General features: G+C 63.1%; 24 protein-coding genes. 12 read left to right on the forward strand and 12 right to left on the reverse strand.

Going from position 1 to position 23,691, the window contains the following annotated elements:
- Positions 1-34 precede the first annotated feature (34 nt).
- Entirely contained in the window at positions 35-1,906 is a 1,872-nt protein-coding gene (locus Q8L25_RS14480) for a flagellar assembly protein A (protein WP_308925479.1), read from the forward strand.
- Here the strand turns inward: Q8L25_RS14480 and arfB are convergent.
- Entirely contained in the window at positions 1,903-2,301 is a 399-nt protein-coding gene (arfB, locus tag Q8L25_RS14485; RefSeq protein WP_308925480.1) for an alternative ribosome rescue aminoacyl-tRNA hydrolase ArfB, read from the reverse strand. The genes Q8L25_RS14480 and arfB overlap by 4 nt on opposite strands.
- A gap of 174 nt (positions 2,302-2,475) precedes the next feature.
- Here arfB and Q8L25_RS14490 point away from each other — a divergent pair, with 174 nt between their 5' ends.
- On the forward strand, positions 2,476-2,949 hold the full coding sequence (locus tag Q8L25_RS14490) for a chemotaxis protein CheW (protein WP_308925481.1): 474 nt from the start codon (positions 2,476-2,478) through the stop codon (positions 2,947-2,949).
- A 37-nt stretch (positions 2,950-2,986) separates the two neighbouring features.
- On the opposite strand, the gene Q8L25_RS14495 is transcribed toward Q8L25_RS14490, so the two are convergent.
- The 7 genes from Q8L25_RS14495 to dapC form a co-directional block, all read right to left on the reverse strand.
- A complete protein-coding gene (locus Q8L25_RS14495; RefSeq protein WP_308925482.1) occupies positions 2,987-4,978 on the reverse strand; it encodes an ATP-binding cassette domain-containing protein in 1,992 nt (663 codons plus the stop codon).
- 103 nt (positions 4,979-5,081) lie between these two features.
- Complete coding sequence (gene prmB / locus Q8L25_RS14500; protein ID WP_308925483.1) at positions 5,082-5,972, reverse strand: 50S ribosomal protein L3 N(5)-glutamine methyltransferase; 891 nt, start codon at positions 5,970-5,972, stop codon at positions 5,082-5,084.
- 54 nt (positions 5,973-6,026) lie between these two features.
- A complete protein-coding gene (gene dapE / locus Q8L25_RS14505) occupies positions 6,027-7,163 on the reverse strand; it encodes a succinyl-diaminopimelate desuccinylase (RefSeq protein WP_308925484.1) in 1,137 nt (378 codons plus the stop codon).
- 3 nt (positions 7,164-7,166) lie between these two features.
- Positions 7,167-7,520, reverse strand: a complete 354-nt coding sequence (locus tag Q8L25_RS14510; RefSeq protein ID WP_308925485.1) for an ArsC family reductase — start codon at positions 7,518-7,520, stop codon at positions 7,167-7,169.
- Between the two features lie 127 nt (positions 7,521-7,647).
- Positions 7,648-9,204: an FAD-dependent monooxygenase gene (locus Q8L25_RS14515; protein WP_308925486.1), complete on the reverse strand. Its 1,557-nt coding sequence runs from the start codon at positions 9,202-9,204 to the stop codon at positions 7,648-7,650.
- A 113-nt stretch (positions 9,205-9,317) separates the two neighbouring features.
- Positions 9,318-10,145 (reverse strand): 2,3,4,5-tetrahydropyridine-2,6-dicarboxylate N-succinyltransferase, encoded by an 828-nt coding sequence (dapD, locus tag Q8L25_RS14520; RefSeq protein ID WP_308925487.1) that lies wholly within the window; start codon positions 10,143-10,145, stop codon positions 9,318-9,320.
- A 13-nt stretch (positions 10,146-10,158) separates the two neighbouring features.
- Positions 10,159-11,388: a succinyldiaminopimelate transaminase gene (gene dapC / locus Q8L25_RS14525; RefSeq protein WP_308925488.1), complete on the reverse strand. Its 1,230-nt coding sequence runs from the start codon at positions 11,386-11,388 to the stop codon at positions 10,159-10,161.
- A gap of 137 nt (positions 11,389-11,525) precedes the next feature.
- Here dapC and tsaB point away from each other — a divergent pair, with 137 nt between their 5' ends.
- Genes tsaB through Q8L25_RS14545 form a run of 4 tightly spaced genes read left to right on the forward strand, consistent with a single transcriptional unit; the run spans position 11,526 to position 14,497 of the window.
- Complete coding sequence (gene tsaB / locus Q8L25_RS14530) at positions 11,526-12,239, forward strand: tRNA (adenosine(37)-N6)-threonylcarbamoyltransferase complex dimerization subunit type 1 TsaB (RefSeq protein WP_308925489.1); 714 nt, start codon at positions 11,526-11,528, stop codon at positions 12,237-12,239.
- Positions 12,239-12,712 carry a ribosomal protein S18-alanine N-acetyltransferase gene (gene rimI, locus Q8L25_RS14535; protein ID WP_374694307.1) on the forward strand — a complete coding sequence of 158 codons (474 nt, stop codon included), beginning with the start codon at positions 12,239-12,241 and terminating at the stop codon, positions 12,710-12,712. Before tsaB ends, rimI begins: the two co-directional genes overlap by 1 nt.
- On the forward strand, positions 12,709-13,578 hold the full coding sequence (locus Q8L25_RS14540; RefSeq protein ID WP_308925491.1) for a uracil-DNA glycosylase: 870 nt from the start codon (positions 12,709-12,711) through the stop codon (positions 13,576-13,578). Before rimI ends, Q8L25_RS14540 begins: the two co-directional genes overlap by 4 nt.
- On the forward strand, positions 13,562-14,497 hold the full coding sequence (locus tag Q8L25_RS14545; RefSeq protein WP_308925492.1) for a DUF1853 family protein: 936 nt from the start codon (positions 13,562-13,564) through the stop codon (positions 14,495-14,497). Before Q8L25_RS14540 ends, Q8L25_RS14545 begins: the two co-directional genes overlap by 17 nt.
- Positions 14,498-14,576: 79 nt before the next feature.
- Here Q8L25_RS14545 and lplT read toward each other — a convergent pair whose 3' ends face one another.
- Positions 14,577-15,839, reverse strand: a complete 1,263-nt coding sequence (gene lplT / locus Q8L25_RS14550; RefSeq protein WP_308925493.1) for a lysophospholipid transporter LplT — start codon at positions 15,837-15,839, stop codon at positions 14,577-14,579.
- 271 nt (positions 15,840-16,110) lie between these two features.
- On the opposite strand from lplT, the gene radA reads away from it, so the two are divergent.
- From radA to fliD, 3 genes are all read left to right on the forward strand, one after another.
- On the forward strand, positions 16,111-17,490 hold the full coding sequence (radA, locus tag Q8L25_RS14555) for a DNA repair protein RadA (RefSeq protein ID WP_308925494.1): 1,380 nt from the start codon (positions 16,111-16,113) through the stop codon (positions 17,488-17,490).
- Positions 17,491-17,678: 188 nt separating this feature from the next.
- Positions 17,679-17,939 (forward strand): PilZ domain-containing protein, encoded by a 261-nt coding sequence (locus Q8L25_RS14560; RefSeq protein ID WP_374694274.1) that lies wholly within the window; start codon positions 17,679-17,681, stop codon positions 17,937-17,939.
- A 175-nt stretch (positions 17,940-18,114) separates the two neighbouring features.
- Positions 18,115-19,491 carry a flagellar filament capping protein FliD gene (fliD, locus tag Q8L25_RS14565; RefSeq protein WP_308925496.1) on the forward strand — a complete coding sequence of 459 codons (1,377 nt, stop codon included), beginning with the start codon at positions 18,115-18,117 and terminating at the stop codon, positions 19,489-19,491.
- A 41-nt stretch (positions 19,492-19,532) separates the two neighbouring features.
- On the opposite strand, the gene Q8L25_RS14570 is transcribed toward fliD, so the two are convergent.
- Positions 19,533-20,342 carry a helix-turn-helix transcriptional regulator gene (locus Q8L25_RS14570; RefSeq protein WP_308925497.1) on the reverse strand — a complete coding sequence of 270 codons (810 nt, stop codon included), beginning with the start codon at positions 20,340-20,342 and terminating at the stop codon, positions 19,533-19,535.
- A 100-nt stretch (positions 20,343-20,442) separates the two neighbouring features.
- Between Q8L25_RS14570 and Q8L25_RS14575 the strand changes: the two genes are divergently transcribed.
- Positions 20,443-21,663, forward strand: coding sequence for an MFS transporter (locus Q8L25_RS14575; RefSeq protein ID WP_308925498.1), 1,221 nt, complete (start codon positions 20,443-20,445; stop codon positions 21,661-21,663).
- Between the two features lie 34 nt (positions 21,664-21,697).
- Positions 21,698-22,192 (forward strand): ribonuclease E activity regulator RraA, encoded by a 495-nt coding sequence (gene rraA / locus Q8L25_RS14580; RefSeq protein WP_308925499.1) that lies wholly within the window; start codon positions 21,698-21,700, stop codon positions 22,190-22,192.
- Between the two features lie 4 nt (positions 22,193-22,196).
- On the opposite strand, the gene Q8L25_RS14585 is transcribed toward rraA, so the two are convergent.
- Positions 22,197-22,700 carry a DUF4952 domain-containing protein gene (locus Q8L25_RS14585; RefSeq protein WP_308925500.1) on the reverse strand — a complete coding sequence of 168 codons (504 nt, stop codon included), beginning with the start codon at positions 22,698-22,700 and terminating at the stop codon, positions 22,197-22,199.
- A 60-nt stretch (positions 22,701-22,760) separates the two neighbouring features.
- Complete coding sequence (locus tag Q8L25_RS14590; RefSeq protein ID WP_308925501.1) at positions 22,761-23,144, reverse strand: MerR family transcriptional regulator; 384 nt, start codon at positions 23,142-23,144, stop codon at positions 22,761-22,763.
- Between the two features lie 91 nt (positions 23,145-23,235).
- On the opposite strand from Q8L25_RS14590, the gene Q8L25_RS14595 reads away from it, so the two are divergent.
- The gene (locus Q8L25_RS14595) at positions 23,236-23,646 is read left to right on the forward strand and encodes a hypothetical protein (RefSeq protein WP_308925502.1); all 411 of its coding nucleotides are present in this window, start codon (positions 23,236-23,238) and stop codon (positions 23,644-23,646) included.
- Positions 23,647-23,691 lie beyond the last annotated feature (45 nt).

The raw sequence follows: 23,691 nt of genomic DNA on the forward strand, positions 1-23,691 counted from the left end.
TGCAACGTGATCAGTTTCGCTATTGGGGGATGCAGTGAGCAATGAAGAGACACCGGTGCCTGGCGCCAACCAGGCTGGCGGCCTTGCGCCAGGCCTGTTGCAGCGCAAGGAAGGCGTGTTTTTTGACCTGTCGCTGACACCGGAACAGCTGCACTCGGCCGTCAACCAGCTATTCCAGTCCGGCATGCTGCTCGTTGGCATCGACTATCCTCTTTTCCTGATGACCTTGTACCACGCACCGGCGCCGCGCATGGCACCCAAGGGGGAAGCCGTGGTGCGTATCGCCGCCAGCGTGGCGCCATTTTCGCCGCTGCGGCGCGAGCTGTACGAACATATCAAGGTCGGCGCCGAGGTGGCCGATTGCTATTTCGAAGCCGTGCCGTCGAGCGAGGACAGCCGCGTGCCGGTGGTGCGCGACTTCGACGAGATGGTTGCCGCGCTGTGGGCCAAGGGCGTCTACTACGGCATCGACAGCGGCGTCGTGCGCGCCATGATCGCCTCCGGCAAGGCCGAGCGCATCACGGTGGCGCGCGCCTTGCCGCCCCAGCCGGGGCGCGATGCGCAACTGGTGGAGGTATCGCAAGGCATCCACCGTAACGACGCGCCGCGCGAGCGCTCGAACGGCCGGCTCGACCTGCTCAGTTTCAAGAACCGTTTCCCGCAAGTCAAGAAGCATGCGCGCCTGCTGTACAAGCTGCCGTCCTTCCCCGGCCTGCCCGGCCACGCGCTCGATGGCGCAGTCCTGCCGCCGCCGCCACCGCTGGAAGTCGAGCTGGCCACAGTGGCGGGCGAGGGGACCTTGGTCGAACGCTACAGCGACGGCGAATTCCTGGTGGCCGCGATGGAAGGCTATCTGAATATCGATGAGCAGGGCAAGATTTCCATCGGTAACAAGATCGTCAGCCGCGAAGGCGTCAGCAGCCGCACCACGGGCAATTTGAAGCTGCGCGCCGCCTACGAAGAGTATGGCGAAGTGCAGGAGCAGCGCCAGCTCGACGGCAGCGACATCACCATCCACGGCCATGTATATGGCCGCCTGCATTCGCAGGGCGGCACCATCATTCTGCACAGCAACCTGGTCGGCGGCACGGCGGTCAGCGAGCAGGGCGATATCCGCGTCGATGGCGTGGCGTCCGGCGCCGTGATCCAGACGCGCAGCGGCGAAGTGCGGCTGCAGCGCGCCGAAAGCTGCGTCATTTCCGGTACCCGCGTGGTGATCGAGCATGCCAGCAATTGCGACATCATCGCCGATGAGGTTGTCATCGAGATGGCGCTTGGCTGCGCGGTGGCGGCGCGCACCATCCACGTCGGCAGCGCCGGGTCGCGCAAGCAGATCGAAATGCGCGCCTTTCCGCTGGTGCCGGACTTGTCCCTGCTGGAACAGAAAATCGCCGACAGCGTGGCCCGCGCGGCGCAGTATGGCCAAATGCAGCGCAAGCGCCAGCAGGAAATCGACGCCATCGCGCAATTGCCCGAAGTGCGCAGCTACCTGACCCTGGCAGGCCAGTTGCGGCGCGGCGAACTGGTGTTGCAGCCAGCCCAGCAGGCGCCATACGACAAGCTGGCGGCGCGCATCGCGCCTGTGCTCAAGGAAGTGGCGCGGCTGCGGGTGGAAGTGAAACAGTCGGAAATCCTGCAGGCGCAGATGCTGGCGCTGGCCGACGAAGGCCGCTCGCAGCGCGCCGCGACGGCCGGCCAGTCGCGCTGCGTGCTGGGCCTGGTCGACGGCGACACCATCGTGCGTTCGATGGTGGTGCCGCCCGGACAGGCCAGGGTGTACGACCTGGGGCCGAAGGAAATCAAGGCCCTGCTGCACAGCGCCGTGCCCGTCACGCAGATGGTGTTTGCCGACAGCAGCGGCAGCCTGGACTGGACCTACAGTCCGCCAGCACTCGATACGATTTAATCCGTCACCTTGCCGCGCGACTGCTTGAGCGCGCTGTGCGTGCTCTTGCTGTCCAGGCGCCGCCGCTGCGAGCCGCGCGTGGGCTTGGTGGCGCGCCGCACGGCCGGCAGGAAGGTCACGCTGTCGATGATTTCCTGCAGCCGGCGCAAGGCTTCTTCCTTGTTCTGTTCCTGGCTGCGCGATTGCTGCGCCTTCAACACCAGCACGCCGTCCTTGCTGATGCGGCTGTCGCGCAAGGCCAGCAGCCGCTCCTTGTACGCGTCCGGCAGCGACGAGGCGGCGATGGCAAAGCGCAAATGGATGGCGCTCGACACCTTGTTGACGTTTTGCCCGCCCGGCCCCTGGGCGCGGATGGCGGACAATTCGACTTCGTCGGGATTGATAAGGTGTTGCATGGCCAGCCTGCGGTGGAATAAGGCAGTCATTGTAAACCAGGCAGGGCGGCGGCGATGTGCCGGCGCAAACGATGATGATCTTGCTGGAAGTGTCCTACAAGCAATTTGATGTTCCACAACGCCGGCACAGGCAAGCTGGTTAGCATGAGGCTTCCGAACCTCGAAAGGACGCTCATGCAGCCCACGACGACGCCAGCTGCCGCGGAAACGGCGGACTACCTGAGTTTTCGCCTCGGCGGACTCGATTACGGCCTGCCATACAGCCGCGTACGCGAATTGCGCCCGTTCAGGGAGCTGGACCGCTTTTCGTCGGACGGTGCGCTGCTGCACGGCGTGGCCGTCTCGCGCGGCATGATCATCCCCATCGTCGACATGCGCGCCGCCTTCGGCACGGCCAGGCAGGCGCCCGATCCGGCGCTCGAGGTGATCATCTTGCAACTGAGCAGCTGCGTGATGGGCATGCTGGTCGACGCCGTGACCGGTGTCGTCAGCCTGTCCAGGGTTGATATCCATCCGGTGCCGGGCCTCGGTGCGGCGGAAGCGGACTACCTGATCGGCGTGGCCCTGGCGCCGGGTCGGCGTTTGATCCTGATCGATATCGACCGGCTGATGGCGATCCGCACCAGCCAGCCGGTGCGGGTGGCGTAGACGGCTTGCGCCGTCTTTCATGGGATGCTGTTGATGCTTAGCCCGCCAGCTTTTCCAGCTGATCCTGCAGATCGAGCCATTCCGCTTCCAGCTGCGCCAGGTCCTTGGTGAAGAAGGTCTGGTCGGCCAGCAGTTGCTTCAATTTCGCCTTGTTGGCGGCGTCATAGATGGTCGGCTCGCCCAGCTTGGCGTCGGTTTCCGCCTTTTGCGCATTGCGCTTGGCGATCTGCTCTTCCTGGCGCTTGATCTTGTTTTCGATCGGCTTGCGCAGGGCGGCCGTTTTCTGACGGTCTTCCGCTTCCTTGCGCTTGTCGCGTACGGGGGCGGCAGGCGCGGCGGCCGCGACAGGAGAGACCACCGGGAAATCGGTCTTGTTGGCCTTGCCGGCCGCCGGCAGCACGTCGGTGCCCTTGCCCAGCTTGGTCTTGAACAGCCAGTCCTTGTAATCGTCCAGGTCGCCGTCGAACGGCTGCAGCTTGCCGTCGGCAACGATGATAAATTCGTCGGTGGTGGCGCGCAGCAGGTGGCGATCGTGCGATACCACCACCAGCGTGCCTTCGAACTGGGCCAGCGCTTCGGTCAGCGCTTCGCGTGTTTCCAGGTCCAAATGGTTGGTCGGTTCATCGAGCAGCAGCAAATTCGGCCGTTGCCAGACAATCAGCGCCAGCGCCAGGCGGGCTTTTTCGCCGCCCGAGAACGGCGCGATCGAGGCGGTGACCATATTGCCGGGGAAATTGAAGCCACCGAGGAAGTTGCGCAGTTCCTGCTCGCGCGTGGTCGGCGCGATCTTCGACAAATGCCACAGTGGCGATTCGTCATGGCGCAGCATTTCCACCTGGTGCTGGGCGAAGTAGCCGATGTTCAGGCCCTTGCCCATGGTGGCGTCGCCCGTCAACGGCGTCAGCTCGCCGGCGATGGTCTTGATCAGGGTCGATTTGCCGGCGCCGTTCTGGCCCAGCAAGCCGATGCGCTGGCCGATCTGCAGCGAAAACTTGATGCCATTGACGATGGTTTTATGCGTGATGTCGCCGGTCGCTTCATCTTCGATCTTGTAGCCCGCATCGACGTCTTCCATCACCAGCAGCGGATTCGGCGCGGAGAGCGGCTCGCGGAATTCGAACGAGAACTCGGCGGCGGCGCGCAATGGCGCCAGCTCTTCCATCTTGGCCAGCGCCTTCATGCGGCTCTGCGCCTGGCGAGCCTTGGAGGCTTGCGCCTTGAAGCGGTTCACGAACGACTCCAGGTGGGCGCGTTTGCGCTGCTGCTTTTCCAGCGCGCCGGCGGCCAGGATCATTTGCGCCGCGCGCTGGCGCTCGAAGCTCGAATAGTTGCCCGAATAGCGTTTCAGCTTGCGTTCGTCGATATGCACCACCACGTTCACCACTTCGTCGAGGAAGTCGCGATCGTGCGAAATGATCAGCAGGGTGCCGGCATAGCGTTTCAGCCAGTCTTCCAGCCAGATGATGGCGTCCAGATCCAGGTGATTGGTCGGTTCATCGAGCAGCAGCAGGTCGGACGGGCACATCAGCGCTTGCGCCAGGTTCAGGCGCATGCGCCAGCCGCCCGAGAAGCTGGCCACCGGCTGCTGCATCTGGTCCAGGGTAAAGCCCAGGCCCAGCAGCAATTGCTCGCCGCGCGACTGCACCGTGTAGGCGTCGGCGTCGGCCAGCGCGCTGTACATATTGCCGATGGCGATGCCGTTTTCCGTGGTTTCCGGTTGGGATTCCAGGTACGCCAGTTCCGCTTCCAGTTTGCGCAAGGTGGCGTCGCCGTCGATCGCGTAATCGAGCGCGGCGCGGTCCAGCGGCGGGGTTTCCTGCGCTACGTAAGCCACGCGCCATTTGGCCGGGAAATCGATTTCGCCCTGGTCAGGGTGCAGCTCGCCGCGCATCATCGCGAACAGGCTCGATTTGCCCGCGCCATTGGCACCGATCAGGCCGATCTTGTCGCCCGGGTTGAGGGTGACGTCGACTTGTTCGAGCAACGGTTTGATGCCGCGCATCAGGCTTACTTGTAGGAAACGTATCATTTTTTTCTTTGTGATTTAACCCAAGGGCGCACACCTGGGGTCGGACCCTGAGGGTCCGACCCCGGCCTTTGCTGGTGGGTTGAGTAGGTAATGCGTTAGTCAATCAAACCAGTTTCAATTGCTCAGCCGTCAGCAAAAACACCATGTCGTCGCCGGCACTCGTCGTCAGCCAGGTCAGGCCCAGTTCGCCAAAAGCCGCTTCCGCGTATTCGCGCTCATTGCCGATCTCGATCATCAGAATGCCGTCGTCGGTCAGGCGCTCGGCCGCGCCGGCGATAATCTTGCGCACCAGGTCCATGCCGTCGCTGCCGCCATCCAGGGCGATCTGCGGCTCGGCCAGGTATTCCTGCGGCAGGCTGCGCATCGATTGCGAATTGACGTAAGGCGGGTTGCTGACGATCAGGTTGTATTTCTTGGCTGGCACGTTGGCGTACAGGTCGGACTCGATCAGGTTGATGCGCGAGGCCAGTTTGTACGTGTCGACGTTGCGCTTGGCCACCGCCAGCGCGTCGGCCGAAATATCGACCGCATCGACCGTGGCGCTCGGGAAGGCGTCGGCCATCATGATCGACAGGCAACCGGAGCCGGTGCACAGTTCGAGGATGTTTTCCACCGATTCCGGTTCCGGCACCCACGGTGAAAAGTAGTCGGGGATCAGTTCGGCGATAAACGAACGCGGCACGATCACGCGCTCGTCGACGTAGAAGTTATACGTGCCCAGCCACGCTTCGCGCGTGATGTAGGCGGCCGGCACGCGGTCGATGCTGCGGCGGTCGATCACGTTCATCACGGCGGCCACTTCCGATTGCAGCAGCTTGGCGTCCAGGAACGGTTCGAGCTTGTCGAGCGGCAGCTTCAGCGTGTGCAGGATCAGATAGGCCGCCTCGTCGAACGCCTCGGCGCTGCCATGGCCGAAAAACAGCTTGGCGGTATTGAAACGGGTGGTGGCGTAGCGCAGCAGGTCGCGTGGCGTGGTAAACGGATTCGGGGTCATGGCATTCTCGAAAAGACGGTGTTCTGGCCCGCCTTGACGGGCCTCGGTAGTGAGTCAGGCGGGCAGCAAATGCTCCAGCGTGCGCCGGTAAATATTCTTCAGCGGATCGATGTGGCGCAGTTCGATGTGCTCGTCGATCTTGTGGATACTTGCATTGGGCGGCCCGAATTCTATCACTTGGGGGCAGATCTGCGCGATAAACCGGCCATCCGAGGTGCCGCCGGTGGTCGACAGTTCGGTGCTGATGCCGGTTTCTTCGAGGATCGCCTTTGACAAGGCATCGCTCAAGGTGCCGCGCGGCGTGAGGAAGGGCAGGCCACTCAGGGTCCAGTCGATATGGTACTGAAAATCATGCTTGTCGAGGATGGCATGCACGCGCTGCCGCAAACCGTCGGCGGTGCTGGCGGTGGAAAAGCGGAAATTGAAGTCGATCACCATCGCGCCCGGAATCACATTGTTGGCGCCGGTGCCGGCATTGATGTTGGACATCTGCCACGAGGTGGGCAGGTAATACTCGTTGCCGTCGTCCCAGCGTTCGGCCACCAGGTCGGCGATCGCCTGCGCCGCCACGTGGATCGGGTTCTTCGCCAGTTGCGGATAGGCGATATGGCCTTGCACACCCTTGACCGTCAGGCGGCCCGACAGCGAGCCGCGGCGGCCGTTCTTGATCATGTCGCCCAGCTGCGCGCTCGAGGTCGGTTCGCCAACCAGGCAATAATCGATCGTTTCGCCGCGCGCCTTCAATTGTTCGCAGACGATGACGGTGCCGTCCGTGGCCGGCCCTTCCTCGTCACTGGTGATCAAAAAGGCGATCGAGCCGGCATGGTCCGGCGTGGCGGCGATAAATTCCTCGCAGGCGACCACCATGGCCGCGATCGAGGTCTTCATGTCGGCCGCGCCGCGGCCATACAGCTTGCCGTCGCGATGAGTGGGAATGAAGGGCGCCGACGCCCACTGCTCGGCCGGGCCGGTCGGCACCACGTCGGTATGGCCGGCAAACACGAACACCGGCGAGGCCGTGCCGCGCCGCGCCCACAGATTGGTCACCTCGTTCGAGATAATCGTTTCGCACACGAAGCCGAGCGGCGTGAGCAGGTCGATCAGGTGCTGCTGGCAGCCCTTGTCATCGGGCGTGACCGACGACAGGGCGATCAGTTTTTCGGTCAGGGCGAGGGTTGTCGAGGCGGTCATGGCTCAGGCGGCAAAAAGAGTGGTGTACTGGGCATCGGAAAACGCCACGCTGAACTGGCCGTCGCGGTCCAGCACGGGGCGCTTGATGATGGATGGGTTTTCCAGCATCAGGTCAAGCGCACTGGCGGCGTCGACAATGCCCGCCTTGCGCTCGTCGGAAAGAGCGCGCCAGGTCGTGCCCTTCTTGTTGACCAGCACATCCCACGGCAATTGCGTCAGCCACTGCTCGACGGTGGCCCGTTCCAGGCCGTGCTTCTTGAAGTCGTGAAAGGTAAAGGCGTGCTGATGGCTATCGAGCCAGGTACGGGCTTTTTTGACGGTATCGCAGTTGGGGATGCCGTAGAGTGTGATGGTCATAGTGGGTCGGGCCAGGGGATGGACTGCGGATTGCTTGATCGCGATGCTTGCGCATATGCAAGTTCGCGCGGTTGGCCGTCATTATACAGTCGTTGCGCGGCGATGCGGCGCTGCAACACAGCTTCTGTCAAGCTTGTTCGTTGCGCGGTGGCGCCATCCCCGGTTGGCTTGCTGCGCTGAAATCCAGTCCCAGCCGCAAGGCCAAGGCACGCATGGCGCCGCTCTCCTGCAGCTGCAGCGCCAGCGCGATATGGCCGTCCGGACGTACCAGGTAAGCACAGTCGCGGCCCAGGCCGGCCTGCCTGGCGGCCGCATTGAAGGTGTAGCAGTGTACGGGCAGTTTCAGGATGCGCGCTTCGTGCAGCAGCTCGGGCGCCGGCTCGCCGTAGATATGCAGCTGCCAGTCCATGCTGCGCAGGGCGATGAAATTGTCTTGCATGCCGTCAGATAGCCATGGCAGGCGGTCGCCGCCGCGCAGGTGCTCGGCGTGGCCGCCGGACAGGGCGCTGTCTTCATAGCGGACCTGGATTTGCGATACCGTCTTGAACAGCAGGCGGCGCGCGCGCTGGAAGCCGGACAGATAGGGCAGGGCATGCGGCACCAGCCAGCGGCGCAGCAGGCGCCCGGCCGCGCCTTGCGCGACAATGGCGCGGAACGCGCGGTCGGTGGTGGTCACCAGGCTGCGGGCAAAGCCGATGCGCTCGCTTTCGTAAGTATCAAGCAGGGCGTCGCCGGCCTGGCCATGCAGTTTTTTCGCCAGCTTCCAGGCCAGGTTGACGGCGTCGCCGAGGCCGGTATTCATGCCCTGGCCGCCGACCGGACTATGCACGTGGGCCGCATCGCCGAGCAAAAAGCAGCGGCGCCGGCGAAACTGTGCGGCAACGCGGTGGTGCACGCGGTAGGTGGAAAACCAGTTGACGAGGTTCACCCGGATGTTCAGCAAGTTTTCGACCTCGCCGCGCACGTCGTCAAACACCGGCGCGGGCGCGCCGTCCGGGCGGTCGGGCAGGATGCCGATCAGGCGCTGCATGCCGCTGGTGCGCACCGGCAGCATCAGCGCAAAGGCGTTGGCGCCCAGGTGCGCATGCAGGTCGATATTGCCGCCCGCCACCTCGGCGTCGGCCACGTAATAGCGGTGGTCATAGGTGCCGCCGGAAAACGCGATGCCGGCGACGTCACGCACGGTGCTGCGGGCGCCGTCGCAGCCGCACAGGTAGTCGAACACGCCATGCTGGGGTTGTCCGTTTTTGGTGAGCGTCGCCTGCACTTCGCTGTCGACCTGCACCCAGCTGTCGAGCGTGGTATTCCATTCGACTTCGACATGGGCCCGCGCCAGCTTGCCGATCAAAAACAATTCATGTTCATCTTGCGGCAGGCTCAGCACGAACGGGTAGGGGCTGAGCCCCGCGCCGATCTCCCCCAGCGGCAGGCTGGCCAGCTGCCTGCCTTCCTCGTGGATATGCATGGCCCCGATTTTAATGCCCAGTTGCACCAGCTCATCGGCAAAGCCCATCTGCTGGTAAAACTCCAGGGTGCGCGCATGCACGGCCATGGCCCGCGAAGCTTCGCCCGGGCCACTGTTTTTATCGATGATGCGAAACGCCACGCCATGGCGGGCCAGCCGCAAGGCAAGCATGAGGCCGGTCGGGCCGGCGCCGACGATCAGAACCTGGGAGGTGTTCATCCATCCAGTATAGGACAGGTTTGCGACGGCAGAGAGAAAACGCGCCGCAAAATGAAAATGTCCCGCACGGGGCGGGACATTCGGGCCGGCTCAAGCGCCTTGCGGCGCCGTTATCAGATACCGCGCAGCAACTCGTTGATGCCCGTTTTTGCACGGGTTTTGGCATCGACGCGCTTGACGATCACGGCGCAGTACAGCGAGTACTTGCCGTCTTCCGAAGGCAGGTTGCCCGAGACCACGACGGAACCGGCCGGCACGCGGCCGTAGGTGACTTCGCCGGTGGCGCGGTCGTAGATCTTGGTCGACTGGCCGATATACACGCCCATCGAGATGACCGAGTTTTCTTCGACGATCACGCCTTCGACGATTTCCGAACGGGCGCCGATAAAGCAGTTGTCTTCGATGATGGTCGGGTTCGCCTGCATCGGTTCCAGCACGCCGCCGATGCCGACGCCGCCGGACAGGTGGACGTTCTTGCCGATCTGCGCGCAGGAGCCGACGGTGGCCCAGGTGTCGACCATGGCGCCTTCATCGACGTAGGCGCCGATGTTGACGTAGGACGGCATCAGCACCACGTTCCTGGCGATGAAGGAGCCGCGGCGGGCAACAGCCGGTGGCACCACGCGGAAGCCGCCCTTGGCGAAGTCTTCGGCGGTGTAGTTGGCGAACTTGGTCGGGACCTTGTCGTAGAACTGCATGGTGCCATCGGATGGCAGCACGACGTTGTCTTCCAGGCGGAACGACAGCAGCACGGCTTTCTTGACCCACTGGTTGACGACCCAGTCGCCGGTGGTTTTTTCGGCCACGCGGATGCTGCCGTTGTCCAGGCCATTGATGACGTGGCCGACGGCGTCGCGCAGTTCGGCGGCGCCGTTGCGTGGATTGATCTCGGCACGGTTTTCCCAGGCCTGGTCGATGATGTTTTGCAGTTGTTGGCTCATGATGATGTCTTGTCTAGTTGGTTGTTGCGGATGCGGAAAGCTGCTGGCAGAATTTTACTATGCGCCGGGCCGCTTCCAGCCCTTCGGCGGTTTCGGCCACCAGGGCCATGCGAATGCGGTTGCGGCCCGGATTGATGCCGTGCGCGTCGCGCGCGAGGTAACTGCCAGGCAATACCGTCACATTATATTCGGCGTACAGGCGCTGTGCGAACTCGGTGTCGCTCAGGCCGGTACGGCTGACGTCGGCCCACAAATAAAAGCCGGCGTCGGGCAGCTGCACGTCCATCACCGTCTGCAGCAGCGGGGTGATGGCGTCAAACTTGGCGCGGTACTTTGCGCGATTTTCCTCGACATGGGTTTCGTCGTTCCAGGCCGCGATGGAGGCCGCCTGCACGGAAGGGCTCATGGCGCCGCCGTGGTAGGTTCGGTAAAGCAGGAATTTTTTCAGGACTTCAGCGTCGCCGGCGACAAAACCCGAGCGCATGCCGGGCACGTTGGAGCGCTTCGACAGGCTGGAGAACACCACCAGCCGCGCATAGGGGCGCTCCACGGTGGACAGGCCCAGCATGTGCGCCGCCTGCAGCGCGCCCAGCGGCGCCGTGTCGCCATGGTAGATCTCGGAATAGCATTCGTCGGCGGCGATCACGAAGTCGTAGCGCTCGGACAGGGCGAACAGATGTTCCCAGTCGGTCAGGGTGAGCACGGCGCCGGTCGGGTTGCCCGGCGAACACAGGAACAGCAGCTTGACTTTTTCCCAGACGGACGCGGGCACGCTGTCGTAGTCGCAGCCGAAGTTGCGCGCCGGATCTGAATTGACGAAATACGGCTCGGCGCCGGCCAGGTAGGCCGCGCCTTCGTAGATCTGGTAGAACGGGTTCGGGCTGATCACCAGCGAGCCGGCGCTTGGATCGATCACGGTCTGCGCCAGCGCGAACAGCGCTTCGCGCGAGCCGTTGACGGGCAGGATCTGCGTGGCCGGGTTCAGCGCGGGAATGTCGTAGCGGCGCGCAAGCCAGCCGGCAATCGCGCCGCGCAACGCTTCCGAGCCGATGGTGGTCGGGTAGCTGGCCAGGCCCGCGATATTGTCGACCAGCGCCTGCTCGATAAAGCTTGGGGTCGGATGCTTCGGTTCGCCCATGCCCAGGCTGATGGGCGCGTAATCTGGGTTGACAGCAACGCCGGCAAACAGCTGGCGCAGCTTTTCAAAGGGATATGGTTGCAGTTTGGCAAGAAGTGGATTCACGGAGCGGACCAAGACAAGAGTGGGGATAATGTAGACAGCTTGCTCTCTGCAAAAATGACAGCGATCAAGCATTCCATTATAGCCGCCCTGACTGTTCCGCATGCCGGGCGCTGGCGTGGCAGGGTAAAATACGCGCCATGTCTACCATACTTGCCCTTGAAACTTCTTCCGAACTCGCATCGTGCGCCTTGCTGCGCGGCGATGTCATCCTGTCCCGCTCGTCGTCGGGCGTGCGTACCCATTCCCTATCGATCTTGCCGATGGTGCAGGAATTGCTGGCCGAAGCCGGCGTGACCCTGGCCGAGTGCGACGCCATCGCCTACGGTTCCGGTCCCGGCTCGTTTACGGGCGTGCGCACGGCGTGCGGCATTGCCCAGGGCCTCGCTTTCGGCGCCAGCTTGCCGGTGGTGCCCGTCGTTACCCTCGATGCGATGGCGCTGGCCTGCCAGCAAGCGCATGGCGCGCAGCAAGTATTGACCGTGCTCGACGCCCGCATGGGCGAGGTGTATTGGGCGCAATATGACCTGTCCGATGGCGTGAACACGGTGGTGCCGCCAGTCTTGAGCGCGCCAGCCGGCGTGGCGCCGCAAGGCGATGTGAAGGCTTGCGGCAATGGCTTTGGCGCTTATGCCGAGGCGCTGGCCGCCTTGCCTTGCGCCTTGGGCGCCGATGCCGCCATCATGCCGCACGCGGTGCAAATCGCCCAACTGGCGCGCATCGCTTTTGCCGCTGGCAAGGTTGTGACCGCCGCCGAGGCGCAGCCGCTGTATCTGCGCAACAAGATCGCCTATACCAGCGCCGAGCGGCTGGTGATGCAACAAGAGAAAGCGGCCGCGGAGGCGGCGCCATGATGCAGGGCGGCCAGCGCGATCTGTTGCGCCTCGATTACCGGCCGATGCTGGCAAGCGACCTGCCTGAAGTGGCGGCGCTGGAGCAGCGCGTCTACCCGCACCCCTGGACGCATGGAAATTTCGTCGATTCGCTCGACAGCGATTACCCGGCCTGGGTGCTGCGCGACCCTGACGGCGTCTTGCTCGGTTATTTCCTGCTGATGCTGGTGGTCGACGAAGCGCATCTGCTGAACGTGGCCGTCGACGGCGCCATCCAGGGCCAGGGACTGGGCCGCTTCCTGCTGGACCAGGCGTGCCACTGCGCGCGCCAGCACGGCATGGCTTCGATGCTGCTGGAAGTGCGCCCATCGAACACGCGCGCGCTCGATATTTACCAGCGCTATGGTTTTGAACAGATCGGCCGGCGCAAGGGATATTATCCGGCCAGCAATGGACAACGTGAGGACGCCATCGTCATGCGCCATACCTTATGAACCGCAGCGCCGTATTTCTCGATGAAATGGGCGTCGGCCCGCTGTGGCGCTTGCGCCAGGAAGCGGCGCCGGCCGTGGCCGAAGAAATAGTGATGGAAGCCCCGGTGGCGGTTGCAGAGCCGGAACCCGAACCCGAGCCGGTGGCCGCGATGGCGCCGCCAGTGGTGGTCGCCGAACCCGCGCCCGCGCCTGTCGTCGCGCCAGCACCTGTTGCCGTGGCCGAAGATAGCTCCACCGCCTGGTTCGACGATGCGCCGGCGCCGCCGCCCGCCAGACAGGTCACCGATGCCGAGATTGCCGCCATGGACTGGGATGGCCTGAGTGCCGCCGTGGCCAAATGTGCGCGCTGCGACTTGTGCAAGACGCGCAAGGGCGTGGTGATGGGACGCGGTGACCGGCAGGCCGAGTGGCTGATGGTCGCCAGCAGCCCGTCGCGCGGCGAAGAGCGCGAAGGGCGCGCGCTGGGCGGCGAGCAGGGACTATTGCTCGACAATATGCTGAAAGCCATGACGCTCGATGCCAACAACAATGTGTATATCACGCATCTGCTGAAATGCCGTCCGCTCGACGACAGCGGCCAGGAGCGCATGCCGACCGACGCCGAGTCTGCCGCCTGCCGGCCGTATTTCGAGCGCGAGCTGGCGCTGCTGCAGCCGCGCACCATCGTCACGTTGGGACAGATGGCCGCCGCCGGCATCATCGCCGGCGAAAAACCGGTGCGCGGCAAGGTGCGCCAGCTGGGCAACGCCGCCGTGGTGGCCACCTTCCATCCCGACCTGCTGCTGCAGGACGAGACCGGCAAGGCCAAGGCGCGCGCCTGGGCCGACCTGTGCCTGGCCACCGGCACGCATGCCGCACGCGGCTGACAGTTACCAGCAGCGCTTCGAGCGCCGCTGGGGCCACCTGACCCTGCCGCATGTGCGCGCGCTGGCCTGGCTGCTGGAAGCACCCGACCTGCTCGATGCTGGCAGTTCTCACTGGCACGGGCAGATCGCCAGCCTGGACCCGGTCACCAGCGATGTCGCCGCCTGGCTGGACGCGCTGCAAATCGACCCGGCGCCGCTCGATGCCGCGCTGGGCACGAAATTCTATTCCCGCCTGGGCCTGTACGCCGAAAAGCTGCTGGCCTTTTATTTTGAGCAACATGGCCTGCTGCACACCCACGGCTTGCAGGTGCAGGTCAACCGCAACGAGACGGTGGGCGAGTTCGATTTCCTGCTCAAGCGCGATGACAAGCTGGTGCATTGGGAATTTGCCACCAAGTTTTATTTGCTGGAGGGTGCGCCGGACGCCGGCGTGTTCCACCACCTGATCGGCCCCAACCTGGCCGATACGCTGGGCCTGAAAATGCGCAAGATTCTCGACAAGCAACTGGCCTTGTCACGCCATCCCGCCGCCGCAAGTTTGCTGGCGCAGCCGGTGCAGGCGGCGCAGGCGCTGGTCAAGGGCTGGCTGTTTTACCCGCATGGCGAAGTGCGGCAGATGGACGGCATTTCCCCGGATCACAACCGTGGTTTCTGGTGTACGGCAGGAGAAGTTTCAGCGCAGCGTTACGTGATCCTGCCAAAGCTGCAATGGCTGGCACCGTATAAAGGGACAGCAGCGGACGTGATGGATGCGGCCGGCCTGCAGGCCAAGCTGGCCGATGCCTTGCAGCCGGTGCTGGTTGCTGCCGTCGATCATATTGACGGCTGGGAAGTGGAAACGACGCGTGGTTTTGTCGTGCCCGATGACTGGACGCAGCAGGCGGCCGCGCGGCGCATCGAAGGTGTTTTGCCGGCTTGACCTGAACCCCAAATCAATATCCGGGGTCAGACCCTGAGAGGCTCGGCGTCCCCGTCTGACCCCGGCCTTTGCCGTTGGGTCAGTGTTTCTGTTCGCCAATCAGCGACAGATTGTCATGCTCGGCCTGGTTCAGCTTGTGCTTGCGCATGATCATGTACATGGTGCCGGCCACAAACAGGCCGAACACGGTGATGATGATGTTCAACGGCAGGTGCAAACGGATCATGACGGAATACACGGCCAGCATGGTGAGAATCGACAGGTTTTCATTGAAGTTCTGCACCGCGATCGAGTGACCCGCACTCATCAGCACGTGGCCGCGGTGTTGCAGCAGCGCATTCATCGGCACCACGAAAAAGCCCGACAGCGCACCGATCAGCACCAGCAGCGGGTAGGCGATCCAGACGGAATGCACTTGCGTCATCATCATCACGATCACGCCCATGGCGATGCCCAGCGGTATCACGGTCAGTGACTTGCGTAATGGAATAAAGCGCGCCGACAGGATGGCGCCGGCGGCCACGCCGATGGCCACCACGCCCACCAGGCTGGTGGCCTTGTCGAACGGCATGTTCAGCGACTGCTTGGCCCACTCGAGCACGATCAGCTGCAAGGTGGCACCGGCGCCCCAGAACAGGGTGGTCACAGCGAGGGTGATCTGGCCCAGCTTGTCTTTCCACAGGATGGAATAGCAATTGGCAAAATCGCTGATCAGTTTGATAGGATTGCGTTCCTGGTGCGCATACTTGCAGCCGGTGTCCGGGATTTTCAGGTTGGCCAGGGTCGCCAGGATATAGATGCCGACCACCACGCACAGCGCCGCTTCGGTCTTGTTGGAAATGCCCGTGTCGATCAGCGGGAAGTCGAACGACAGCAGCATGTCCGATACATGGCCGCTGACGAGGGCGCCGCCCATCACGGTGCCGAGGATGATGGAGCTGACCGTCAATCCTTCGATCCAGCCATTGGCGGCCACCAGCTTTTCCGGTGGCAATAATTCGGTCAGGATGCCGTACTTGGCCGGCGAATATACTGCCGCGCCAAAACCGACCACGGCGTAGGCCAGCAGCGGGTGCACATGGAAGAAAACGAGGGCGCAGCCAAAGATCTTGACCATGTTGGCGATGAACATGACCTTGCCTTTGGGCAGGGAATCGGCGAAGGCGCCGACAAACGCGGCCAGCAATACATAGAACAGCACGAACGACAGTTTGAGCAGCGGCGTGATCCACGCCGGGGATTTCATGGACACCAATAAATCGACGGCGACAAAAAAGAGGGCGTTATCTGCCAGCGAGGAAAAGAACTGCGCCGCCATGATGGTATAAAAACCACGATTCATTCTGGATTGCCTGAAATCATATCTGGCTTGCTTTATACCACGAAAAAACGGCAACCCCCAAGTTTGGACGGGTCCGTTTTACCGGAATTGCTTAAGTCTCAATTAAATCCTTTGCCATGGCAAAAATGTTTATATTCATGAACATTTTATAAATGGTGGCTGGCTGCAAGAAGTCATCCGGCCGCGCGCGTGGCGCCGAGCATCAGGTGACGCCATCGCCACGATTGTATATACTGTATATATAACCAGTTATTTTAAAGCGGACTCTCCCATGGCCAAAGCCAAGACCAATTACACCTGCAGCGATTGCGGCGCCATCAGCAATAAATGGATGGGGCAGTGCACCTCCTGCAATCAATGGAACACCATGGTGGAAACGGTGGCCGATGCGGCGCCCGGCAATAACCGCTATTCGAATCCGCAGCACATGTCGCTGGCGCAAACGGCGCCGGTGCTGTCGCTCGACGATATCGACGCCATCGACGTGCCCCGTTTCGGCACCGGCATCGAGGAATTCGACCGCGTGCTCGGTGGCGGCATGGTGGCTGGTGGCGTGGTGCTGATCGGCGGCGACCCCGGCATCGGCAAGTCGACCCTGCTGCTGCAGGCGCTGGCCAATATGTCGCACCACAAGCGCGTGCTGTATGTCAGCGGCGAGGAATCGGGCGCGCAGATCGCCTTGCGCGCCAAGCGCCTGGTGATCGACGCCAAGGAACTCAAATTGCAGGCCGAGATCCAGCTGGAAAAAATCCTGTCCACCCTGAACGACCTGAAACCCGAAGTGGTGGTGATTGATTCGATCCAGACCGTGTACTCCGATGCGCTCAGCTCGGCGCCCGGTTCGGTGGCGCAGGTGCGCGAATGCGCGGCCCAACTGACGCGCGCGGCCAAGCAGACCGGCGTGACCATCATCCTGGTCGGCCACGTGACCAAAGAAGGCGCACTGGCCGGCCCCCGCGTGCTGGAGCATATCGTCGACACCGTGCTGTATTTCGAAGGTGATGCCCATTCCAGCTTCCGCCTGGTGCGGGCCATCAAGAACCGTTTCGGCGCCGTCAATGAGCTGGGGGTGTTTGCCATGACGGAGAAAGGCTTGAAGGGCGTGTCGAATCCCTCAGCCCTGTTCCTGTCGCAGCACGACAACCAGGTGCCGGGCTCGTGCGTGATGGTGACGCAGGAGGGCACGCGCCCCTTGCTGGTGGAAATCCAGGCGCTGGTCGATACCAGCCATCTGCCGAACGCGCGCCGCCTGTCGGTCGGGCTGGAACAAAACCGCCTGGCCATGTTGCTGGCCGTGGCGCACCGCCATGCGGGCATCGCCGCGTTTGACCAGGACGTCTTCATCAATGCGGTCGGTGGCGTGAAGATCACGGAACCGGCGGCCGACCTGGCGGTCTTGCTGGCGATCAATTCATCGATGCGCAACAAACCCTTGCCGCGCGGCCTGGTGGTGTTTGGCGAAGTGGGGCTGGCCGGTGAAATCCGCCCGGCGCCACGTGGCCAGGAACGCTTGCGCGAAGCTGCCAAGCTGGGCTTTACCCTGGCCATGATCCCAAAATCGAATTTGCCCAAGCAGGCGATCGAGGGTATCAAGGTGATTGCCGTCGAGCGCATCGACGAGGCGTTCAACAAGCTGCGCGATCACGAATAAAGCGTGGCGTGGCCAAACTGATAATTTTATGCTGGGCTAAACGAAATTTCTATTTGGAACTATAATATTCGCCCTATCGAGACGCGCCATCATGGCCCGTTGAATGAACTTCTTGAAGAGCGTATACAGTGTCAGTAGAACAAAGGCAAAGCGCGCGCAAGATCTTGCGCGCCAAGGCAATGTTAATCATGGATGGCGCCGGCCCGGTGGCGGCGCGCACCATTGATGTTGGGCCGGGCGGCATGTCGGTCGTGGTGGCCGAGCCGGTGCAGGCCGGCAAGCAGGGCAAGGTGCTGTTCGAGCTGTTTTTTGATGGCAAGGCCAACATCATCGAAGCGCAGGTTGCCGTCTCGCACTGCATCTTCAGCAGCGCCGGCTTCAAGGTGGGCCTGAGTTTCATGCGGCTCGACATGGCCGTGACCAGCGCCATCTCCAAGTTCATGCGTTAAAATACGTGCAGTGCGGCAAAAACGGCTCTGTTCGCTGTTTTGATATTCCGTTAATGCTGCATAATGAGCAATCAGAAGACGGGATGCCGCCGCACCTTGCGCGCCGTGCCTGGTCTCTGGCCTGGCGCGCGGTCAGTACCGTGTGTTGTGCATCACATCAGACGGGACGACCACCATGTTTAATTCGACCATTACCAGCAAGGCCTATACCAATACGGCCACCCAGACGGCACCCTCGGCCGAAGTGTATGCCAAGGTCGAGAAGCAGATGCTGTCGCAAAACACGGGCGTCACCAAACTCAATAACAACCTGACGCGCGACCAGACCAAGTTGTCGGCGCTGGGCCAGCTGCAATCGGCGCTGGCCAAGTTCCAGGGCGTGGCGCAGAACATGGCCGGCAGCGGCCTGGCGACCTCGGCCACGTCGAGCACGGCGGGCGTGGTCGGCGCCACCACCAATGACAAGGCGGTCAACGGTACTTATGCCATCGATGTGAAGCAACTGGCGCAGGGCCAGACCCTGGCCACTGCCGCGCAAAAGGCGTCGAACACGGCCATCGGCACGGGCGCCACGGCGCAGATCAAGATCGAACTGGGCAGTGTTGACGGCAAGCAGTTTTCCGCCGGTGACGGCAAGGCCATCACCTTGACCATCGACAGCAGCAACAATACCCTGGAAGGCATCGCCGCCGCGCTGAAAAAAGCCGGCGTCGACGCCAGCGTGATCAAGGGCGAAGACGGTTATACCCTGACCATGAACGGCAAGAGCGGTGCCGACAACAGCATGCGCATCAGCGTGACGGGCGACGCGGCCATCAGCAACTTGCTCACCTACTCGCCCAGCGCCAGCAAGGGCATGCAGCAAACCACGGCCGCGCAGGACGCGCTGGCCACCGTGGCCGGCAAGGAAGTCAAAAGCGCCAGCAATACCCTGGCCACGGCCATCGACGGCGTGACGGTCGAGCTGAAAGCCAAGGGCGAGACCAATCTGGTGGTGGCCAAGGACAGCAGCCAGATCGCCAGCAATGTTGCCAGCTTCGTGAAAGCCTATAACGAACTCAATACCAAGATGCAAAGCCTGCAAGAAGGCGACCTGAAATACGATACGGCGCTGAAACAGGTCAGCACGCAAATGTCGCAGGTGCTGCGCACGGCCAGCAACGGCGTGCCGGTATCGGTGTTGGCCAGCGCCGGCGTGACCTTGGGCAAGAGCGGCGAACTGGTGCTGGACGAAAAGAAACTCAAGTCCGCCATCGACGCCGACCCCGACGCCGTCAGCAAGCTGTTTACCAATAACGGCAAGGGCGTGGCCGACCAGTTTGGCAGCAAGATCGGCGAACTGACGGGTACCAGCAGCCTGATCACCAAGGAAGTGCAAACCGTCGGCAAGGAAATCACCACCTTGAACACCAAGAAGGCCGAGCTGGCCAAGGCCTTGACGGCGCAGGCCGAAGCGCTGGTGAAACTGTATTCGGCGCAGGAGCAGATGGGCATCGGTTCCGTGCTGCCCGGTTATACCGGTAAAAGTTCGCTGTTCGATTTTCTTGCGTAAGGTAGGGAACTCAACGGAGGGCTGGGGTCGGGCGGGGCCGCCTAGCTCCGGCGGGTCCGACCCCGGTCCGCAAAAAACGCCGACGGCGAACTGCCGAAGGTTTTCTTGAACATCGCCGAAAAGGCCGACTGGCTGGCATAGCCCAGTTCTTCTGCCACCTGCGACAGCGGCACGCCGCGCGCGATCAGCGGCGCCGCGTGGGCCAGGCGCACCTGCTGGCGCCACTGGCCAAAACTCAGCCCCAATTCCCGTTCGAACAGCCGCGCCAGGGTCCGCTCCGAGGCGCCCACCACGTGCGCCCAGTGTTCCAAGGTCTGGTTCGATCCTGGCTGGTCGATCAGGCTGGCGCACAGGGTCTTCAAACGCTTGTCGGTCGGCAAGGGCACGCGGATAGGGCGCGTGCTCGAGCGTCGCAATTCATCCAGGATCAGCTCGGCCAACAGCGCTTCGCGCGCCGGTTCCTGGCCCGGATCGAGTTGTTCCAGCGCCATGATCAGCTGGCGCAGCAGGCCGGACACTTCCAGTACTTTGCAGTCGCGGCCTGCAAACGGCGCGCGCTCGGCCAGCACGCACAGCGGGCGCAGCCTGGTTTTCTCGAGCATCGTCACCTCATGTTCCACGTTGGGCGCGATCCAGATGGCGCGCATCGGCGGCAGGATCCAGCTGCTGCCCAGCGCGGTAATGCGCAGCACGCCTTCCAGCGCCAGTGTCACCTGGCCCCACGGGTGGCTGTGCGGCAGCAGGAATTCGTCGGGCTGCAGGTCGCGCGCGATCATGGTCACGGGGATGGCGGCGCTGGGCGCTTCGCGCGGCGGACACATGCGGGTATGGCGAAAAATGGGTACGGCCATCAGCTTGGCAGGAAGTCGATAAAGAATGTCATTCTATCGGAAAACAGGCGATAGTAAATTGCATACACTGCAAGCTGACAAGTATAAATCAGGGGATGACATGACAACAACAAGCACCTTGCGCAGCGACGCGCGCGTGATCGGCCTGGTGGGCCTGGCCCACGGCGTCTCGCACTTTTACCATTTGATCCTGGCGGCATTGTTCGTCTGGCTGAAACCCGCCTTCAACCTCAGCTATGCCGAACTGGGCCTGCTGATGACGGTGTTTTTCATTATCTCGGGCGTGGGCCAGGCGCTGGCCGGCTTCGTGGTCGACCGCTTCGGCGCGCGCGCCGTGCTGTTCACGGGCGTGTTTCTGCTGGGCGTGTCGGCCCTGGCGCTGGCCCAGGCGCACAGCTATACGGCGCTGATGCTGGGCGCCATGCTGGCCGGCACCGGCAACAGCGTGTTCCACCCGGCCGACTACACCATCCTGAACCAGCGCGTCTCGCCGGCGCGCGTGGCCTACGGTTTTTCCATGCACGGCATCAGCGGCAATATCGGCTGGGCGCTGGCACCCGTGTTCATGACGTATGTGGCCACCCACTATGACTGGCGGGTGGCCTTGATGAGCGCCTCGGTATTGCCGTTCGGCGTGCTGCTGGTGCTGTTCCTGAACCGTCACGCGATTCGCCCCGAACCGCTCAAGCCGGTGGCTGCGGTCAAAGGCGCCGCGCCTGCCGAAGGCACGCTGTCGTTCCTGCGCCTGCCGGCCGTCTGGATGTGCTTCGCGTTTTTCTTCATTACCGCCATCGCCCTGGGCGGTATCCAGAGTTTTGCCAGCGTGGCGCTGGTGAAACTGTATGGCATGAGCCTGGCGCTGGCCACCAGCGCCTACACGGCCTATATGCTGGCCTCGGCGGTCGGCATGGCGGCCGGCGGCGTGGTCGGTGCGCGCAGCAGCCACCCGGACCGCAATGTGGCGATCGCTTTTTCGGCGGCGGCCTTGCTGGCGGTATTGCTGGGCATGAATCTGGTGCCGGCATGGGGCGCGGTGGTGCTGATGGGCGCCATCGGCCTGACGTCCGGCGTGGCCGGGCCGTCGCGCGACCTGATGATACGCGCGGCGGCGCCGCCGAACGCCACCGGCCGCGTGTATGGCGTGGTGTATTCGGGCCTGGACAGCGGTCTGGCCGTGGGCCCCTTGCTGTTCGGCGCACTGATGGATGGCGACCAGCCGGCGCTGGTATTCGTGTTCATCGGCGTGTTCCAGGCCCTGGCGATCGCCACGGCGGTCGGGGTCGGCGGGAAAACGCGCGCCGTGGCGCTGCAAAAGGCATAAAATCATGACTATCCGCATTGACTTTGGAGCCGCCATGACTTTTGCCACGACCGACCTGTGCGACGATTATGCCTCCATGCTGGACGACGGCACCCTGGCGGTCCTGCCGCCCGTGTACCGCGCGTTCGGCCAGAAAGCGCGTTTCTGCGGCCCCGCCACCACCTTGAAAGTGCATGAAGACAATGCCCTGGTGCGCAGCACCCTGGAAATGCCGGGGCAGGGCCAGGTGCTGGTGATCGATGGCGGCGGCAGCCTGCGCTGCGCGCTGGTGGGCGGCCAGTTGGGCGCGCTGGCCGAACACAATGGCTGGGCCGGCATCGTGGTCGATGGCTGCATCCGCGACTGCGATGAAATCAATGTCTGCCAGATCGGCGTGCGGGCGCTGGCCACGCATCCGCGCAAAAGCGGCAAGACGGGCGCCGGCCAGCGCGACGTGCGCGTGCATGTCAGCGGCGTGGCCGTGTCGCCGGGCGACTGGATCTATGCCGACGCCGATGGCGTGCTGGTGGCCAGTCACGAACTGGACTGAACGTTTATGGATCGTGCACGTATTCCTTGAGGCTGACTTCGAAGAAGTCGATCTGCCCCCAGTCGGCGCGCGTGCGCACCAGCGTTTCTCCGGATGCCATGACCAGCATGTAAGCGTAGCCTGTGCGGCGGTCGCGCCAGGAATGCAGCGTGCTGTCCCAGGCGCAGCAATAGCGTTTCAGTTCAGGCAAGCCATAGTTGCGGTGCAGATAGCGCTCCGCTTTTTGTGCATTCCTGCCGCTTACCTTGTAGCGCGCGACATGGGGCTGGTCCTGCAGTCCGACCTCCTGTTTGCAGCCTTGATATACCAGGTAATCAGGTTTTTGCCCGAGCCTGGCCAGCAGGTCGCCGCATGCCGGTTCCGCGTTGGCCGTGCCCGCCGCCAGCAGCAACAGCCATGGCAAGAGCTTGGAGCCTATCCCAGTAGTGAGCGTCTTCTGCTTGCAGCTCATCAGGAGCGCGGACAAGGCGTGAGGAGGCCGCATGGCGAGCCATGCAACGACGATCAACGCAGTCCCCGCTTTTGAGGGGCGCCAGCAGGGGGCGTATTCATCTGCTGGGATAGGCTCTTAGCCCGCCGCATGATCGACTCCCTGCAGCGGACAGTCACGCATCGGTGTCCCCAGCCGCCGTGCCAGTTCCGCGCGCAGCTGCGACAGGCCGGCGATGCGCGCATCGATATCCGCCAGCTTATTGGTCAGCGCCGTGCGCAGCAGCGCTGCCGTTTCCGGCGCATCGGCGGCGGCCAGCAGCGGCATGTCGGCCTCGATTTCCGCCAGGGTAAAACCCAGTTGCTGGGCCGTGCGCAGGTAGCGCAGCCAGTCGACCGCTTCAAGCGGGTAGTCGCGGTAGCCGTTGGCGCCGCGCCGCGCATGCAGCAAGCCGCGTTTTTCATAGAAGCGCAGGGTGTCACGGCTCAATCCCGTGGCCTGCGCCATGTCGCCTATCCGCATGGTTTTCCCTTGGTTTTCATTAACTATTGCTTGACTCTGGAGTGTACTCCACGCTTTAGCATGGGCATCTTTATTTCACAGGAGCTTGCCCATGTTTTCCCTGACCGCTTTTCGCCGCCTGGTGCGCGCCAGCGCCATCTATGATGTGTTGATGACGGGGGCGTTCGCCACGCCGTGGACCTTGCTGCTGTTGCGCGAGCAATTGAGCGATATCAATGTAAAACTGGGTGGCGCGCCGCTGCCGGAGTTCGCGCAGTTCCACCTGCTGATCGGCTGCCTGCTCGGCAGCGTGGTGCTGGTCTGGTCGGTGCTGCGCATCGTTGACCCGCAACCGCGCTTCGGCCGCTACGATGCGGCCGCCCGCTATCTGTTTTCGCTGTGGATGGGTTGGGCGCTGCTGGTCACGGGCGAGCCGCTGCTGTGGCTGTTCATCGTGCCGGAACTGGCCTGGGGCGTGGCGCAAAGCCTGCCATTGCGTGCGTCCGGCTTGAGGCAAGGATAACGAAATGCAATAATGCGGGAGCGTTTCAGTATCAACCACCAAGGA

Source organism: Janthinobacterium sp. J1-1 (assembly GCF_030944405.1).
Taxonomy (GTDB): domain Bacteria; phylum Pseudomonadota; class Gammaproteobacteria; order Burkholderiales; family Burkholderiaceae_D; genus Janthinobacterium.